Source organism: Exiguobacterium sp. FSL W8-0210 (assembly GCF_038006045.1).
Classification (GTDB): domain Bacteria; phylum Bacillota; class Bacilli; order Exiguobacteriales; family Exiguobacteriaceae; genus Exiguobacterium_A.
Window position 1 is genome coordinate 374,410 of the sequence record NZ_JBBOUK010000001.1, and the last position, 17,888, is coordinate 392,297.

A 17,888-nucleotide genomic window follows, 5' to 3' on the forward strand; every position below is an offset into this window, starting at 1 on the left:
ACAAGAAACTCCACATTCTGGTACGAACACTGGTTTAATAAATCCTTAAGCTGGGGAAATTAAAGAAGTGTCAGAAACATATAATTTTATTTTAGGTGAAGGAGTGTGAAAAGATGAATAACATTTGGAACGGAACGTCGTTGAACCTGAACGGCATTCTCGGATCACTCGGCAACTTGCTTGGAGCGATCATCGTCTTTTTAATTGGATGGCTCATTGCTAAGCTGATTGCGAATGGGATTCAAAAAGCGTTAGAGAAATCTGGGGTCGTCAACAAGTTATCGCCTCAAAAAGAAGGGGCGCCACCAAAGAAGAAAAAGTGGACACCTGAAAAAATTATCGGGACTGTCGTCTTTTGGATTCTCATGGTCTTCGTCCTGATCTTGGTCTTCAATATCCTTAATCTGAACATCATTGCGGGACCACTTGCGGATACGATGAGTACATTGCTCGCGGCAATACCGAATATCCTGAAAGCAGCCCTCATCCTCCTCTTAGCATATGTCATCGCGGTCGTTCTCCGCATGATCATCGTCAAAGCAGGTACGAAGCTGATGGCGAACGACAAAGTACGTTCGAACAAGATGCTTCAAGGTCAGACAGATCTTTCAGCTTATCCAAAAATCGCAGGGGAAATCGTCTTCTACCTCGTCTTGCTTCTGTTCCTACCAGGTGTACTTGGTGCGTTGAACATTGAGAGTGTCTCACAACCGTTTAGCCAATTATTATCGTCATTCCTTGGATTCATTCCACGCTTGATTGCTGCGGCAGCCATCTTCTTCGTTGGCTTCCTCGTAGCGAAAATCGTCCGCGATATCGTGACGAATTTCCTTCATGCTGTTGGAACGGATAAATTTGCATCTCGCTTCAATCTTGGTTCAAATGATCAAAAAGATTCGAAATCACTGTCGTCGATTCTTGGAACAGTCGTCTTCATCTTGATTCTGATTCCAATCACGATTTCAGCACTTGATCAATTAAATATTAAAGGAATTACAGGACCAGCGATCAACATGTTGAACGATGTCCTAGGTATGATTCCGAATATCATTGTCGGTGTCGTTCTGATTCTTGTCGGTCTTTATGTCGGACGTTTCATCAAGAAATTCGTTACGGATCTCCTGTCACGTCTTGGATTCAACAATCTAACACGTCACTTGAAAATCGGGACGTGGGATGCGAACCAAGCGTCTACATCACCAGCTTCCATCGTTGGTGCACTCGTTGAGATCGTCATCGTCGTTCTCTTCGTCGTCGAAGCCTTCAACTTGATTGGTCTTGATTTCATGGTCGACCTCGGTCGTGCCGTCCTTGCTTTCTTGCCAAGCGTCTTGACAGCGATCATCATTCTCGCGATTGGGATCATCGTCAGCAACCTTGTCAAACGTACGATGGACAGCCTGTTCGGTAACTCTGAACTGAAAGTCCTCTCAATCGTTGCGAAGTATGCGATTCTTGCACTTGCTGTCTTCATGGCACTTGATCAATTGGGTGTTGCGGATACAATCGTCAACTCAGCCTTCATCTTGATCCTTGGAGCACTTGCGCTTGCTTTCGGTCTTGCCTTTGGTCTCGGTGGACGTGATAATGCATCGCGTTACCTCGATCGTCTGCAAAAGAAAGCAGATAACACGGAAGTCGACACATCGAATCTTCCAAGTAAGTCTGCATCGACTTCTTCTTCACCAAGCTTGAAAGATGCAGCAAAAGGTGCTGCGTCACAAGCAGCGGATGATGTCACACCAGATCGTGCACCACGTTCAGCGCGTTCATCTTCAACAGATGAAACGACACATGGTACACCAAAAGGTGCGTTGCCAGAAAATGATTTAGCACAACAAGATGATTATCCGATTGACCCAAATGATCATAAAGGTCCAAACCTCGATCACCCTAATGATCGTCCGTAATGAGAATACGCCCTTTCCTCTAACTTTAGGGGAAAGGGTGTTTTCGCGTTGATGCATCAAAGCGTTGTCGTATTTTCACAAAAGTGGTTTGACTACTTTGTGAAAAAATACAGAAAAAAAGACTTATCGAACCTGACATCGTTTGTTATGATTAGAAAGTCAATTACCTCAATGATTTGAATATTCAGAAAAATAGAAAATTTCGGAGGATGAAACATGAGTTTGCTTCGCAAGAAAGATGCCAGTGTAATGATGGATATGAAACAACATTCCAAACTGGCACGTCATTTATCAGGGTTTGACCTTATTTTACTTGGAATCGGTGCCATCATCGGAACCGGAATTTTTGTTCTAACAGGAACGGGTGCTCTTTACGCTGGACCAGCTTTACCGATCTCATTCATTATTTCTGCAGTCGTCTGTGCACTCGCAGCCCTTTGTTATGCTGAATTCTCGTCGATGATTCCTGTTTCAGGTAGTGTATATACGTATACATACGCAACGATCGGGGAACTTGTCGCCTGGATCATCGGGTGGTGTTTGATCTTAGAATATGGACTCGCTTCAAGTGCCGTTGCAACTGGCTGGTCAGGATATTTCCAGTCGCTCTTAGCAGGTTTCGGCGTCCATTTACCGACGGCTTTAACAGCTGCGCCAGGAGCTGTACCGGGAAGCGAGACATTCTTTAACTTACCGGCATTCTTGATTTTAATGGTCATCACGCTCTTGCTTTCGCTTGGCATTAAAGAAACAAAACGCGTCAACAATGTCATGGTACTCGTCAAAGTTGCCGTCGTTGTTCTTTTCATCGTCGTCGGGATTTGGTATGTCGAACCAGGCAACTATAAACCATTTGCTCCGTTTGGTATGAGTGGGATCTTACAAGCTTCGGCGATTGCCTTCTTTGCGTACCTTGGGTTCGATGCGGTTACATCAGCGGCAGAAGAAGTCAAAAACCCAGGACGTAACTTACCAATCGGAATCTTGGGATCGCTTGCGATCGTTACCGTTCTATACGTCGTCGTTTCGGCTATCATGGTCGGAATCGTTCCATTCAAACAGTTCGAGGGTGTCGATAGTCCCGTATCGCTTGCGTTAAAAGTCGCAGGTCAAGACTGGGTTGCTGGATTTGTTGACTTGGGTGCCATCGTTGGTATGACGACGGTCATCCTTGTTATGACATTTGGTCTTATTCGTCTCTTGTTCGCGATGAGCCGTGACGGACTTTTACCGAAAGTCTTCTCGGATGTTAATGAAAAATCACACACACCGGTCAAAGCGACATGGATTCTCGGAACAATCGCTGGTTTGATTGCTGGATTCGTGCCACTCGGTACACTTGCTGAATTGATCAACATCGGAACACTGGCAGCATTCGCGCTCATCTCAATCGCAGTCATCATTCTGCGCCGGACGCGTCCTGATTTGAAGCGTGCCTTTAAAGTTCCGTTCGTACCAGTCTTACCGATTCTATCAGTCCTCGCTTGTATCATGTTGATGGTCAACTTACAGAAATTCACATGGATTGCCTTCTTCGTTTGGACAGCAATCGGACTGCTTGTTTACTTTGGTTACGGACGTAGCCGTTCTAAAATTCAATAAGTAGGGCACCCTTGGCGACAAGGGTGTTTTTGTGTGCAGGAAATGAGGCGAACGAAAGCGAAACAGCTCAGTGGAAAAGGAGGTTTTTCGATGATTCATATTCAACGCGTGCCTGACGTAAAAACAGCATATCAAACGATGCAGGATGGATTTCAAGATTATCTGATTCCGCTGCACTTATCAGAAGCAGAGTTTCAGAAGCGAATTCTCGAGCGAGACGGAAACCAGTTGGAACATTCGTTTATTGCCTACCATGGAGAAAAACCGGTTGGTCTTTGGCTGAACGGTTGGAAGGAAATCGATGGTCAACGCATCATGCGGTGTGGAGGGCTGGGAATTTCACCGCAGTATCGACGACTTGGCATTGCAAAAGCCTTGTATCAAGCGCAACTGAGCCACGCTAAGGAAATCGGAATGGATGAACTGATGCTTGAAGTCATTCAAGGGAACGATCCGGCGATTCGATTGTATCAATCGCTTCACTACAAGATTGTTGGAGAAATTGGATATTTTCATTTAACCGATGAACATCAAAAATCCGCTTTGCCAGCGATCGAAGAAACAGAGTTCTTAAAACAGTATCATGGACAAGGAGAATACATCTGGCAACAAGATCCTCATGTCATGCAATATTTGCAGGCGAATTATTATCAACTCGAGGAAAGTGTCGTCGCTGTAGCGGAGGCTGCTTTATTGTCGATCGTCGGTCCAACAGAACATAAAGCAAAGCATGCGACAGAAGTCGTCCGCCATTTACCGGGAACGACCTATCATTATCAATCGACAGATGTACAAGTGTGGGAAGCATTACGTTCTGAAGGATGGATACAACGGGATTTGCAGCAATACATCATGCGTCAGTCACTATAATAAAAACGCCGCTATACTTCAGCGGCGTTTTTTGTAGTCTTCAATCATTCGAGCGTGAGAACCGACCAAGTGATCGGGTAAGTCGTCTAGCGAAACGAACTGAAGTTTGATGCTTTCGTCACTTTGCTTTAACGTTCCGATCGGATGTTCACCGATATAGGCGAGAGTGACGCTTTGAAAGACGTCTCCGTTCGCTAAGGTCGTCACGTATTGCGGACCGGAGTAGACATCGAGTAACGTCAATCGTTCGACTTCCAGTCCAGTCTCTTCGAGGAGTTCCCGACAAGCGGTCTCTTCCGGTGATTCCGCCCATTCCATTAATCCACCTGGCAAACCGAAGCGAGCTTGTGCTTCGTTCCGTTGTTCCAGCAGAATGTGTTCATGTTGCACGACGAGGACAACGGAACCGACGAGAATGACCGGATCGTGACCGATTTTTCGACGTAACTGTTCGACATAATTCATTTCAATACTCCTTGGTGAAACGGACAACCCGTCACAGGCGCTGTCTGTGTTGGTTTTGGAAAGAAGTTCGGTCGTTTGATTTCTGGGTCGTAATCTTTATGGAACATATGCGTCGTTGCACCACTCATCGGTGGTACGAGCCAGGACCATTCTCCGGTGACATCACGACCGCATGCCGCTTCATTTTTTTCGAAACGAGCGAACTGTTTCGCAGCGGTATGGTGATCGACGATCGTAACACCAGCGCGTTCAAAAGATTCGAGTACGGCGACGTTCAGTTCGACGAGCGCTCGGTCTTTCCAGAGTGAACGTTCACGCGATGTGTTCAGACCGAGTTGCGTCGCGACGAGCGGCAACAGATCGTAACGATCCGTATCGGCGAGGTTACGAGCGCCGATTTCTGTTCCCATATACCAACCGTTGAACGGGGCACACGGATAAACAATACCGCCAATCTCAAGCTGCATATCAGCAATCATCGGTACGGCATACCAGCGGACTTCGCGACCATCAAACAGGTCATAGTCAGGATGTGTGATGCTGACTTCGAGCACGAGCTCGTCTGGAATCGGATGCAGACTACGTTGTCCATCGAGTTCAATCAAGAGAGGCAGGATGTCAAACGGTGTTTTTGCCCCTGTCCAGCCAAGTGCTTCACATTGTCGTGTCAGTTGGACAGAAGCCGGATCGCCGATGATTCCTGTTGCAGTCTCATAACCAGCGTAGCGAATCAGTTGGTGATTATGCAGCCGCACACGTGTCGGATGAAAAATCGTGATCGTCGAGCGAATTCGTCCTTCATTCGTCGCGAACCGGATATGCTCAAATAACGCGTCGCGGACCGCTTCGACGGTCAACGCATCTCGCGCGTCAAAGACATGAAGTTGCTCCCAAAAGAGGCGTCCCACACATCGGTTACTGTTGCGCCAAGCGAGCTTAGCACCGAATGCGAGCTCGGAAGCCGTCTGTTCATATGTTCCTGTCGTTTGAATCGAACGGATGACTTCTTGCTGACGTCCGGACATTTCGGGGTATTGCTCTATATAAGAAGTAAAGAAGCGTTCTGCTTCGGATTGAATGAATGGGTCCACGAATCGAAATCCTTTCTGAAAAACAAGCACGATACAATCTCTGTTCCTAGTGTACCCCGCGAAGAAACGAAGCGCCAAACTTGAATGATGTATAAGGCTGTTATAAGTTCAAAAGACTCCCAAAAGTTTAAAGAAGTTATGAAATGGGGGATAGTGTAGAGAATGAGTTGAAAGTGAGGAAATTTGTATGTCTTTAATCAAACCTGTATTTGCCCGTTTTTTTGGTGAAGCCTTTTTTGATAAATCAGCTCAGCTCGCCTATTATCTGATGTTGTCCTTATTCCCATTCTTATTATTTGTGGTTGGGATCGTCTCGTTCTTACCGTTTACGTCGGAAAACGTGCTGGATTTGATTCGACCATTTGCTCCAGCAGAAACGTACGACTTGATTCAGCGGAACGTCGTCGGAATCTTTGATCAAGGCGGCTTTAAGCTTGCCTCGATCAGTTTCATCGCCGCTTTTTGGCTTGCTTCGATGTCGGTCCAGTCACTTGTCCGCTCGCTAAATGATGCGCTCGAAGTGACACGGAAAGCACCGTTTTGGCGCGGACTGTTACAAGACTTCGCCTTTACAATCGGGATGATGATCATCTTACCGATTTCGTTGATTGTTCCGATTTCAGAGAAACTAACACGACGTTTCATCAACCACTTTGCGATTGTCGCTGATTTCGTGACGAACTACTCTTGGATTTGGTTCTTATTCCGCTGGGGAATCGGGACATTGTTCTTACTTGTCTTTTTCATCTTATTGTATCGGATCCTACCGAGTGTCCATTTGACGGTTCGTCAGGTACTTCCCGGGGCGATCTTCGCAACGATTGCTTGGCAAGTCGTTTCGGAATTCTTCTCTTACTACGCTGAGTTTGGGAGTTACGACCGTCTTTACGGTCAGCTTGCCGGAATCATCGTCTTGATGACATGGTTCTATTTATCGGCTGTTGTTTTGATGTTAGGGGGACTGATGAATGCGGAACGCATGCGTCAGAAAAAAGAAGCAAAAATCATGAAGCCGCAAAAAATCAAAGAAGAGAGCGTACGTTAACGATTGAGCACGAATAAAAGCAGCTGACGGTGTGTCAGCTGTTTTTTATTAAAAACATATATCTTAGTATGATCATAGGAAGAGATAAATGAATGTGCTTCATTTAAGCACATGCTACGACAAGCCAGCAACAGCGCGGTACAGTTAGATAAAAGAACATCCAATCGACGTCACGTGACGTAAGCCAAATAAAGGAGGCGAAGGGAGATGAAGAAACGAATGTGGACAGTTTTATCCGTCATTGGTCTCATCGTCGTCATGGTCGGGGGATACTTCGTGTTCCAGCAACAGCAGGCAAAATCAAGTGGTAGTAAGGAATTGAGTTATCAACCGGAAGAGACGGCAATCTTAGCTGGAGGATGCTTCTGGTGTATGGAGCCACCGTTTGAGGAGTTAAAAGGAGTTAAATCGGTCATTTCCGGTTACACGGGTGGTGATGTCGAAAATCCGACATACAATCAAGTATCGGCGGAGACGACAGGGCATCGGGAAGCGGTGTTAATCACGTTTGACCCAAACGTCATCTCATATAAACAATTACTCGATGTCTACTGGCGTCAGATTGACCCGACAGATGCAAACGGTCAGTTCGTCGACCGAGGGGAATCGTACACGACAGCGATTTTCTACACGAATGAAACACAAAAAGAAATTGCAACGCAATCGAAACAGGATTTAGAGAAACAACAGGTTTTTGATAATAAAATTGTCACACCATTGATTGCAGCAGGTCCTTTTTACGAAGCGGAGGCATACCATCAGGATTATTATTTAACGAATGAGAAAAAATATAAGTTTTATCGGGCAGCTTCTGGACGCGATGACTTTATCAATCGCTACTGGAACGATCAACCAAAACTTAACCTTCCAACGTATCCAAAATTATCAGACGCAGAAATTAAAAAGAAACTAACCGCAATCCAGTACGAGGTGACACAAGAAGATGGGACAGAGCCGGCATTTGATAATCCGTATCAGGACTTAAAGGCAGACGGGATCTACGTCGATCTCATTTCTGGTGAACCACTGTTTTCATCAAACGATAAATATGACTCGAAGACAGGATGGCCAAGTTTTACGAAACCACTTGAGCCGGGGAATATCATTGAGAAAAGTGACTTCTCGATCGGGATGAAACGGATGGAAGTTCGGAGCCGACATGGGAATGCACATCTCGGACACGTCTTCTCGGATGGTCCGAAACCGACCGGACTTCGGTATTGTATGAACTCGGCTGCTTTACGTTTCATTCCGAAAGAGGAATTGAAACAAGAAGGATACAGCGAATATGTAGCAGATTTTAAATAATCATTAAAAGGCATTCAATGCGTGTGAGCATTGAGTGCCTTTCCTTTCAAAATTGTAAGATACATCCATAAAATAAATATCCATTTTATCCATATCCTGTTTATAATCAAGATAAAGTACGTCCATTTTGAAGGAGGAACATCTGTGAAGAAACTGATGATTTGGGTCATGCTGAGCTGTCTGATTTTGACGCTTGGAGTAGGACCTACGACAGCAAAGGCGGAGACTGCCCTTGCTAAAGCAACGCTTTTGAAAGCAGGTCAAGAGACGACGCTTGAAACAGGAACGGAAGAAAAAAATACATATTGGTACCGCGTCAATCATGAAGCGGGTGTAGAAAAAACTGCCTCTCACTTCGAGTTATCAATCGACACGGATCAACCTGTTCAAGTAACAGCTTATCCGAGCGAAGCGATGGCTGCAGAAGACGATACGTTTGATCGTTACCGGACAGAAGCAGAGCCAAATGAAAAAACACCGACAAAACTAGCTGTTCCATACGCATGGGATGGACCGTATTATGTCAAAGTAGAATATTACCCGAACATCGAAGAAGGGAAGACGACAAAAGCAGCGCACGCTAAACTAACGTATAACAACGTCAAATTGCCGGTTGAGTATGAACCGATCAATGATATCAGCTGTATGGCAGAAGAAGCGCTCAAACAAACAAAAGAAGAAAAACCGATGCTTGCGCTCATGCACTCGATTCAAAAACAAGTATTGAGCCAATCGGATGCTGGACGCGCTTTGACATCGCTTTACTACAAAGCATCGCCTTATGTCGTCAAAACACTTTTATTTAACAAAGATAAGCGTCAACAAGCATACGAAGATTTAAAAACATTGAAACCAGCGATGGAAGCACTCGTGCGTGGAACGTCATACACGTTGACGAAAGCTGATCAACAAGCTGTCGATCGTCTTTACAAATTATCACGTGAAGCGTCACCTACTGTGATCGCTGAAGAGATTGATGGATATGCAAATAAAATGGATATCTCAAAATTAAGTGGTAGTTCGTTAAGCGAAACATTCCAGTCAATGGGTATGAGTATCCAATCAAAAGAAGCAACACGTTACATCGTCAAACTAAAACCAGGTAAGATGAACCGTTCGATGAAGATTGCGGGCGTTCAGGCAAATGATGTAGAACGTTTATCCCTTGGCAATGCGGGAGACTTCGTCATCGTGACGGAAGATCCAACTGTTAAAGGTCAATCAGCGGCAGCATTAAAACAATCACTCAATCGTTCTTCAGCCGTTGAGTACGTTGAGAAAGTTCAGACGTACCGTGCGACAAGTGATATCAACTTCGACTACCAGTGGGCCGTCAATAAAAAGACTGCTTTTGAGCAATTTGATAACGTTGGGATCGGCTTTGAAGCATTCCAACAACGTTTTGGAACGAAAAAGTTAGCTCCTGTTAAGATTGCAGTCATCGATACAGGTGTTGATTATCGTTTGAAGGACTTACAAGGCAAAGTTGATATCGCAAACGAAAAGAACTACGTTTCCGTCAACGGTGACGGGGATGCAATTGATGACAATGGTCACGGGACACACGTGGCAGGTGTCATCGCAGCAACGATGAACAACGATTATGGTATCCAGGGAATCCATCAATCGGCACAAATCCTGCCGGTTAAAGTCTTGAATGCGAACGGTGAAGGGGAAACAGACGCCATCGCACTCGGGATTAAATATGCAGTTGATCATGATGCAAAAGTCATCAATATGAGTCTTGGTGGCGGTGAGAGCCGGACGATGGCTTATATGATGAAATATGCAGCAGATCATGGTGTTACGGTCGTAGCTGCTTCAGGAAATGACTACGACATGATGGTCGGTTACCCAGCGAACTCGGAATATGCGATTTCTGTCGGAGCGACGAATCCTCTCGGAATGGTCGCGGATTATTCAAACTATGGTGTTGGACTTGATGTCGTAGCGCCAGGATCAAAAGTGGCTAGTTTGATTCCAGACGGTAACACGGTGTACATGGATGGAACAAGTATGGCTTCGCCACATGTTGCCGCAGTAGCGGGTATCTTGAAATCACTAAATTCGAAACTGACACCAGCGCAAATCGAACAAATCTTGCGTAAGAGTGCAGAACCGCTTGCGTTTGAAAATCCGAATGACTGGTATGAATTTGAAGATGAGGACGAAGATGGTGAGAAAATCGAGCCTGAGTTCCCAGCTTACGTCAGTCCAGTCGCTGGCTACGGGAAAGTCAGTATTCCACGTGCGATCTCCCAGTTGAACTTGAACGGGAACGTCAATGATGTCTACGATAACCAACTAGTTGTTTCTGGAACAGTCAAGACAGGGACGAAAGTTGAAGTGTGGGCAGCTGTCGTAACAAAAGATAAGAATGGCAAAGAAACAACAACGAATAAAAAGTTAGCTGCAACAACAGCACAAGCAGGAAAATACAGCGTCAAGATTCCGCGTCAAAACCAAAAAACAGTTCTGACGGTTCGCTATGCGAATGGATTAGACGTCACATCGGAACGGACAGAAGTACTTCCTGGAAAAGCACCAAAAGCACCAAAAGTGAAACCGGTTCTTGCCGGTGCGACAAAAATGACAGGTACAGCTCTTGCGGGCGGTACGATTACAGTCAAAGATGCGAAACGAAAGAAAATTGCAACAGCGAAAGTCGATGCAAAAGGTAAGTTCAGCGCGAAGTTACCAAAGCAAGTTGGTGGTTCAAGCTTGATTGTTACGGTGACGGATATTGCAAAACGAACAAGTAAACCGACGATCGTAAAAGTCTTACCAGCGCCAACTGCACCAAAAGTGAAATCAGTCTATGCCGGTCAAACGAAAGTAACCGGAACAGCTGAAAAGAAACTGAGCGTCTACGTAAAAGATGCGAAGAAAAAAGTCATCGGAAAAGGAACGGTTTCTTCTAAAGGAAACTATTCCGTCAAAATTCCAAAGCAAAAAGCAAAAGCGAAACTGTCGGTTTACGTTAAGAATACACGCGGACAAGTGAGTCCTGTAACGTCTGTGACAGTGAAAAAAGCGAAAAAATAAGAGTATGAAAAGACCTTTTTTCGGGTACATTCCGAGAAAAGGTCTTTTTTTGTACATCTTAGCTGTTGCTTCGAAAGCGTTTCTATTATATTAAAAGAAACAAATGAAAAAGCATCATTCAATGAATGATGAGGAGGATACATTCATGATGAATTGGATTCGGCGACGAATCGGTCGGCAGTTGCTGACGGTTTTTTATGCGGTACTGATCGTAGTATCGATTACTTCGTTCTTTGTCTATGACTACATGGAAGGGCGAATTGAAACGTCTAAACAAAATTTAGAAACGATCAGTGAACAAAATCGCCGAGCCAACGATTTATGGGACAATTGGCAAACGGTTCAGTTCGGTTTACGAGGGTTTGTCATCTTTGGAGACCAGGAACGGTTTGACGAAATCCAAGCGCTCCGTACAGATATCAAAAGTGAGACCGATTGGTTCATGCGAAACGCAAAAACGGATGAAGAAGAAGAATTCGCGGCACAAATGACGAATTTATATGAACTGTACTATGACGTCTTATTTCCGCTGACCCAGTCTTACGTCAATGAAAAAAAGGCGAATCGGATCAATGAAGACTTTTTACAGGGGGATAGTCTATTTTCCTTACCAATTGCGAAACGACTCGTTGAACAAGGACAGTTAAAGCCAACTGCAGACGGTTCGATCGATATTACGCCAGATATTGAAAAAGCATCTGCAGCGCTTGACGAATACCGGACGAATTTAAGTCAACAGCAAGAAACCGCTGTCGGGGAATTGCGGAGTGAAGTTGCAAAATCACAATGGATTTGGATCTCAAGTATCGTTATGCTCGTCGCATTCATTCTTCTATTCGTTCACCCGTTCCTTCGCCGGATGACGTGGCAGTTGTTACGATTAGTAGACGATAATCAAAAACTTGCTCGCAAGGAACCAATTGAAATCGATAAGACGACAGAAAAACGTCCAGACGAAATCGGATTATTACGTGCTTCCTTTAATCGGATGGTCGTGACGACGAATGCTCATACGGATGCGATGCAAGGTAAAAATGAAGAATTGCAAGCGCAAAGTGAAGAATTGCTCGCGCAACAAGAAGAGTTACAGGCGCAACAAGAGGAACTCGAAGAAGCGTATCAAACGACGAAAAAGAATGAGGAAAAGTTGCGATTACGTAGTGAACTAACAGAGGCACTTGCCGTTCGCGAAACTGTCGAATCGTATCCAGCAATCGTTCAAAAGATGATCGATATCACTTCTTCAGAGTACGGTGCTCTATTACTTTATGAAGAAGGGCAGTTTATGGGTGCAACAACAAACGGCATGACGATGGACTATTTAAAAGATCTCCTGAAAGATGAGATGTCCGTCATCAATCGATCTGTTCGCAAGATGGAATTCGTTCAATCGGAGAAGCGCGTTACACGTGAAAAAGAGCATCCGTATTCCTTTAGTACGTATGAGGTGACGATTCCGGTTCAAGATCCAGAAACGCATGAATTGATTGCTGCCATCTATCTCGTTCGCTACAAATCTGCATATAAAGGACAACAGCTGACGGATATTCGCGAGTTTGCGCAACAAATGACGCTTTCACTTCTACGGACGCGTTCTTATGAAGGAATGCGTCAGGAAAAAGAAAAGACCGAGCAAGTGTTGGACTCAATTCGAGAAGCGATCATTTATCTCGAGGATGGAAATGGAGAGTTATACGTCAACCGTCCATTGTTTGACTTGATTCCAGAACTTCAAACGGAATTCACAGTAGATCGGACGTTACCTTCGAGTGAGTACGTCATTGATGTGATGCGTCAGTTGGTGGATGATGTTGAAGCCTTTAATACGTATCTGGATTTAATTCGTTCCGGTAAGATTTCACCGGACAAAGTCCGATTTGATGTTCGAAACAATACGGCGCATCTAGAAGTCTACGCGGAACGCATTGATGTCGTCGGGGGATGGAAGGGAATCATTCTCGTCTTACGGGATATTACCCGGGAAACAGAAGCCGATCGTCTAAAAACAGAACTTGTCTCGACTGTGTCACATGAATTGCGAACGCCGCTCTCATCGATTTACGGTTTTACAGAGTTGATGCTAAATCGAAAGATCGATGACTCAAAACAGCAGAAGTATCTAGCGACGATCCATAATGAGACAGAACGATTATCGAACCTCGTCACGGACTTCTTAGACGTTCAACGGATGCAGTCGGGTGGACAGTTGTACCAAATGGCACATCTTGATTTGCTCAGCCTAACTGAACAAGTGATGTCCCTGTATGACGCTTCAAGTGAACGACACGATCTTCATTTGCAATTGCTCAGTCCGGATCGTCCATTCATATTAGGAGATGAAGACCGGATCAAACAATTGATGAGTAACTTGATCAACAATGCAATCAAGTATTCTCCCGATGGTGGACGTGTAGATGTCTGGATCGATACGAAAGATGATCAAGCCATCATTGAAGTGAAAGATGAAGGAATTGGAATTCCTCACCATGCATTTGCCCACTTATTTGATAAATTCTATCGTGTCGATAATTCCGATACACGTCGAATCGGTGGAACTGGACTCGGTTTATCGATTTGTAAAGAAATCGTCAAAGAACATGAAGGCGTCATCCACGTCGAATCTGAAGTCGGTAAAGGCAGTCGCTTCATCATCGTCTTACCGCTCAGTTTAAGTGAATCGATCGAGTCGACAGAAGAGAATCGACGTTCTAGTTAAAGAAAACATGATGTATTTCTGTTAAACCGTGTTCAAATCGCTTAGGTGTGAACACGGTTTTTGCTTGTGTTTAAAAAGAGTGATCTTTTCAAAAAATTCAAGAAAATAAAAAAAGAGTGAATAAACAGCAACCGTGAACCGATATACCTACAGGACAAACGAACTATGGTTAAAAAAGGAAGGGGGGGACTCGTCAATGTATCAAAAATGGTTAGGTGTCGTCATCGGTTGGTTACTCTTTCATATCGGCTGGGTGACGTGCGTTGGAACGGATACATCCATCGGACAAGTCGTCAACAGTCTGTTCACGATTGGTGGTGTAACGATCTCCCTCTATTTGATTTGGCAGATACAACGACGTCAGACAAGACGCTCTTTTACCTATCGTTTATTTCTTCTTTTATTGTTGGCTAACGCCATGCTTGGATTAGGCGAATGTGGACAGCTTCTATATTTACTACAAGGACGAATACGAACGGAATCGTTTGACTGGATCGATTTGATCTTTAGTCTTCAAATCTTGATTTATTTGATCGCTTTTGGTTATTTTCTTCGCAATCGACGACGTGAGGTCAACTTGCGTGTTTTTTTGTTTGATGAATTCATCATTCTAGTCGTTGCAGGATCTCTCTCATGGCACTATTTAGTGACACCGTATTTAGAAGCGAATACGCTGCTGACGATCGAAACGATTTTATGGCTCCGTTATCCGATCGGCGATTTATTATTACTCGGTGGAATGATTGTCTTGTTTTTTGGTTTGATGAAGCGTGGCAATGGTGGCTCGTTGTTATTAATTTTACTCGCTTTTCATTTTCAGTTACTTGCCGACCTTCTATACGTCGTGCTAGAACGATTTGATTACCCCATCCCTTCGAGTTGGCTCGATCCGTTATGGTTAGCGACTGTCATGATCGTCGGATTAGCAGCTTATCGTTTTGATGCTGAGGAATCATTCGTCAGCTTTGATGTCGCTTGGAAATGGATCGATGTCTTGCGTTTGATTACGCCATACGTATTCTTGTTAATTCTATTCGTGACGATGGCACGGCAAACAATCAGTTGGAATGGTTTGACGATTGGTCTGATGATTGCGATTCCGTTATTAATTTCCCGTCAAATTCGGATCGTCGTTGATAATCAACGACTGCGTGAAAACCTTGAGGCGAAGGTAGAGGAACGGACGGAAGCACTAGCATCTGCCATGGAAGAGATGCGGCACATGGCGTATCACGATGCTTTGACAGGGTTACCGAATCGGTATCTGTTTGCACGATTGTTTCAAGATGCCTTGTACCGAGCGGAAGCGAGTGAAGGACAAGTCGGATTATTCTTTATCGATATCGATCACTTCAAAGAGATTAATGATACGTACGGACATCGTGTCGGAGATCAGCTCATCATCGACGTCACGGCACGCTTACAAAAGAAACTACCGCCTAATACGGTCATTTCGAGACAGGGTGGGGATGAATTCATCGTCTTATTATTTGACGTTGAACAAGAATCAGAAGTCGTGCAGTGTGGAGAGCACCTGGTTTCCTTGTTTCGACAGCCGTTTCATCATGGCATCATCCCACTTCCTGTGACGGCAAGTATTGGGGGCGCGATTTATCCTACACATGCAGCCTCTCGATCGGACTTGATCGAGCAGGCAGATCTTGCAATGTACGAAGCAAAACGTCGGGGGAAAAATCAATTTTGTATGCATGATTCGACGGTAACGAAGGTATAAATGAAATCATATACTAAAACACGCTCGTATACTGATCCAAACGGACCAGTCATACGAACGTGTTTTTTGATGCATATCATTTCTTTTGCGAACGGGCTAAGAACGTTTCAATAACGTCCGGCTTGGTCACTGCTTGATTACAAGCATCACTATCGATACACATATAATGACCAATCGTTTGATGCTGCTCAGTCGAACGGCGTGTCGTGACAGTTACGAGTGTAATATCACTATACGTATGACAAATCGCACAAATCCCTTTTTGAATCGATGGTAGATAGGTACCTTCTACGCCAATCCATTCACCATTCAAGGGATAGACGAAATATTTTTTCCGATTTCCGGTATCGTTCCAGCTTAAAAACGTCGTGTGTGTCCACTCAAAGGAGTGAAGTGGCGGAACGTGTAGCTTTTTCGTTTTTTTAAAGAGCTGTCGGATTCGTGATTCAGAGATGGTCGGAAATGGTTGGACGAACGGCTCCACACGTGTCAAATATATGAGAAGATCCTGTTCGGATTCAGCGTCACGAATGTTCGTCAGCAAGATTTCCTGTTCCGGTGTAAGTATTGGCAATAGATCAAGTATCTTTTCAGCGGCACTGTACCGAACAGCATCACGAACATCGGGGTCATGAACGGCTGCGAATTGATGTTGCAGCAGCTCGACTTGATTCCGAATGAAATTGTATTGATGGGGTAGTAAAAATGCGTCCATTCTCGTTCCTCCTTTTCCTTTCATCATACCGGAATTTGGCAACAGAACAAAGCGACATTTTAGTTTTTCGGACTCCTACAGCGGGAATTAAATAACAGACTGAATGAGGAGGTTAAAAGGGAGGTGCAGTATTTAACATTTTTACGCTTGATGAATATAGGAGCATTCCTCTTTGCAATGCTAGCACGCGTCGTTTGGCAACATCCGATGACCATTCTTAAGTTACCTCTTGTTCCTGCACCATTCTTTGACGCCATTGCCGGTGTCGTGTTTACGACATTATTGATTTGGTGTATTCGACCGGTACGTGCCTTCCCTGCGGATCGAGAACTGATTGAAGATATCGGAGGATGGCTTGCATTATCACTCGTGACGCTTGGAATCAGTAGTATGAGTGGCCCCCCTTGGGAACTCGTCTCGACGACGATTTCTTTCATCAGCCTTTGCTTAGTCTATATGAAAATTCAACACCATCCCCGGCGTTCGCCGTGGATGCGCTCTCCATTTTCAGTGTTGCTTGCCTGGATCAGTACGATGCTATTGATTTTACCATTTCGGATCTTGTCGGATTTTCAGTTCACTTCTCTATTCAGTCTTTCCGAAACCCAATGGAGCACGATTGTGCTCGCATTAGCTGTTATCGGTGGACTCCTGTTCATCGCAATCCATTCAGATTGGGTATTTGGTCTCGCACTCATCTGGTATTTAGCTGGACTATTGTTTAACGAACGTCTCATTCTCTTGCAACAAATCGTAGCGGGAATTGGCATAATGTGTATTTTACTCCTATGTTATTACGTCTTTCAGAAACGTCAACGTCTTTTTCGACAGCATTCACCTAAGTCTTCTTCGTCCTAGTTATGTTTTAGGTGAATTTGGGGTATATCCCATATAGCTGTTATAAAAGGGGGAGGCGTGCATCATGGGGAAAAAACAATGGATTGGTGTCTATCAGAATGAAACGGATTTAATTCGTAAGATCGAGGATTTACATTTTGCAGGTTATCTAGAAGAGGATCTATATATCGTGTTGCAAGACAAGACTGACATGGCGATGTTACGTGGGCAATCGGCGGCGCAACTCGTCTCTGGAAAACGGACGCTATTTGAGCGATTTACAGGCAAACCGGCTTCGGCCGAGGAAATTCAAACCGCCTTCACGGAACTCGGATTACCGGAGTCGGATATTCGTCAACATGTCTTACGTGTCCAGCAAGGCGATTATGTCCTGTTGGCAGACGAAGCAGGGGCTTCTCGTCCTGCGCCGGAACCAAAAAGTATTCTGGAAACAGAGCCAGAGGGAATCGAAGCGGAACGAAAACTTGATCACGAAAACCGTGCCCTTGAAAATGAAAATGATCGGATGTTGTAAGAGAGTCGTGCGGA

The 17,888-nt window shown here is 44.7% G+C and carries 13 protein-coding genes; 10 read left to right on the top strand and 3 right to left on the bottom strand.

Annotated elements, in window-relative coordinates; all coding sequences use genetic code 11:
• Window positions 1-113 precede the first annotated feature (113 nt).
• From MKY22_RS02050 to MKY22_RS02060, 3 genes are all read left to right on the top strand, one after another.
• Window positions 114-1,910, top strand: coding sequence for a mechanosensitive ion channel (locus MKY22_RS02050; RefSeq protein WP_341086224.1), 1,797 nt, complete (start codon window positions 114-116; stop codon window positions 1,908-1,910).
• A gap of 216 nt (window positions 1,911-2,126) precedes the next feature.
• Window positions 2,127-3,512, top strand: a complete 1,386-nt coding sequence (locus tag MKY22_RS02055) for an amino acid permease (RefSeq protein WP_341086226.1) — start codon at window positions 2,127-2,129, stop codon at window positions 3,510-3,512.
• Between the two features lie 90 nt (window positions 3,513-3,602).
• On the top strand, window positions 3,603-4,382 hold the full coding sequence (locus MKY22_RS02060) for a GNAT family N-acetyltransferase (protein ID WP_341086227.1): 780 nt from the start codon (window positions 3,603-3,605) through the stop codon (window positions 4,380-4,382).
• A gap of 18 nt (window positions 4,383-4,400) precedes the next feature.
• On the opposite strand, the gene MKY22_RS02065 is transcribed toward MKY22_RS02060, so the two are convergent.
• Both MKY22_RS02065 and MKY22_RS02070 read right to left on the bottom strand, forming a co-directional pair.
• Window positions 4,401-4,847 (bottom strand): NUDIX hydrolase, encoded by a 447-nt coding sequence (locus MKY22_RS02065; RefSeq protein ID WP_341086229.1) that lies wholly within the window; start codon window positions 4,845-4,847, stop codon window positions 4,401-4,403.
• On the bottom strand, window positions 4,844-5,938 hold the full coding sequence (locus tag MKY22_RS02070; protein ID WP_445298363.1) for a nitric oxide synthase oxygenase: 1,095 nt from the start codon (window positions 5,936-5,938) through the stop codon (window positions 4,844-4,846). The genes MKY22_RS02065 and MKY22_RS02070 overlap by 4 nt, the downstream gene beginning before the upstream one ends.
• Window positions 5,939-6,125: 187 nt before the next feature.
• Here MKY22_RS02070 and MKY22_RS02075 point away from each other — a divergent pair, with 187 nt between their 5' ends.
• The 5 genes from MKY22_RS02075 (at window position 6,126) to MKY22_RS02095 (ending at window position 15,787) form a co-directional block, all read left to right on the top strand.
• Window positions 6,126-6,983 (top strand): YihY/virulence factor BrkB family protein, encoded by an 858-nt coding sequence (locus MKY22_RS02075; protein ID WP_214856113.1) that lies wholly within the window; start codon window positions 6,126-6,128, stop codon window positions 6,981-6,983.
• Window positions 6,984-7,190: 207 nt separating this feature from the next.
• On the top strand, window positions 7,191-8,291 hold the full coding sequence (msrB, locus tag MKY22_RS02080) for a peptide-methionine (R)-S-oxide reductase MsrB (RefSeq protein WP_341086234.1): 1,101 nt from the start codon (window positions 7,191-7,193) through the stop codon (window positions 8,289-8,291).
• A 144-nt stretch (window positions 8,292-8,435) separates the two neighbouring features.
• Window positions 8,436-11,336, top strand: a complete 2,901-nt coding sequence (locus MKY22_RS02085; RefSeq protein WP_341086236.1) for a S8 family peptidase — start codon at window positions 8,436-8,438, stop codon at window positions 11,334-11,336.
• A gap of 145 nt (window positions 11,337-11,481) precedes the next feature.
• Entirely contained in the window at window positions 11,482-14,052 is a 2,571-nt protein-coding gene (locus tag MKY22_RS02090) for a HAMP domain-containing sensor histidine kinase (RefSeq protein WP_341086237.1), read from the top strand.
• A gap of 196 nt (window positions 14,053-14,248) precedes the next feature.
• Window positions 14,249-15,787, top strand: a complete 1,539-nt coding sequence (locus tag MKY22_RS02095) for a GGDEF domain-containing protein (protein ID WP_341086239.1) — start codon at window positions 14,249-14,251, stop codon at window positions 15,785-15,787.
• A gap of 76 nt (window positions 15,788-15,863) precedes the next feature.
• Here MKY22_RS02095 and MKY22_RS02100 read toward each other — a convergent pair whose 3' ends face one another.
• On the bottom strand, window positions 15,864-16,502 hold the full coding sequence (locus tag MKY22_RS02100) for a FusB/FusC family EF-G-binding protein (protein WP_341086241.1): 639 nt from the start codon (window positions 16,500-16,502) through the stop codon (window positions 15,864-15,866).
• A gap of 123 nt (window positions 16,503-16,625) precedes the next feature.
• Here MKY22_RS02100 and MKY22_RS02105 point away from each other — a divergent pair, with 123 nt between their 5' ends.
• A complete protein-coding gene (locus MKY22_RS02105; protein WP_341086243.1) occupies window positions 16,626-17,360 on the top strand; it encodes a hypothetical protein in 735 nt (244 codons plus the stop codon).
• A gap of 64 nt (window positions 17,361-17,424) precedes the next feature.
• Window positions 17,425-17,874, top strand: a complete 450-nt coding sequence (locus MKY22_RS02110) for a general stress protein (protein ID WP_341086245.1) — start codon at window positions 17,425-17,427, stop codon at window positions 17,872-17,874.
• Window positions 17,875-17,888 lie beyond the last annotated feature (14 nt).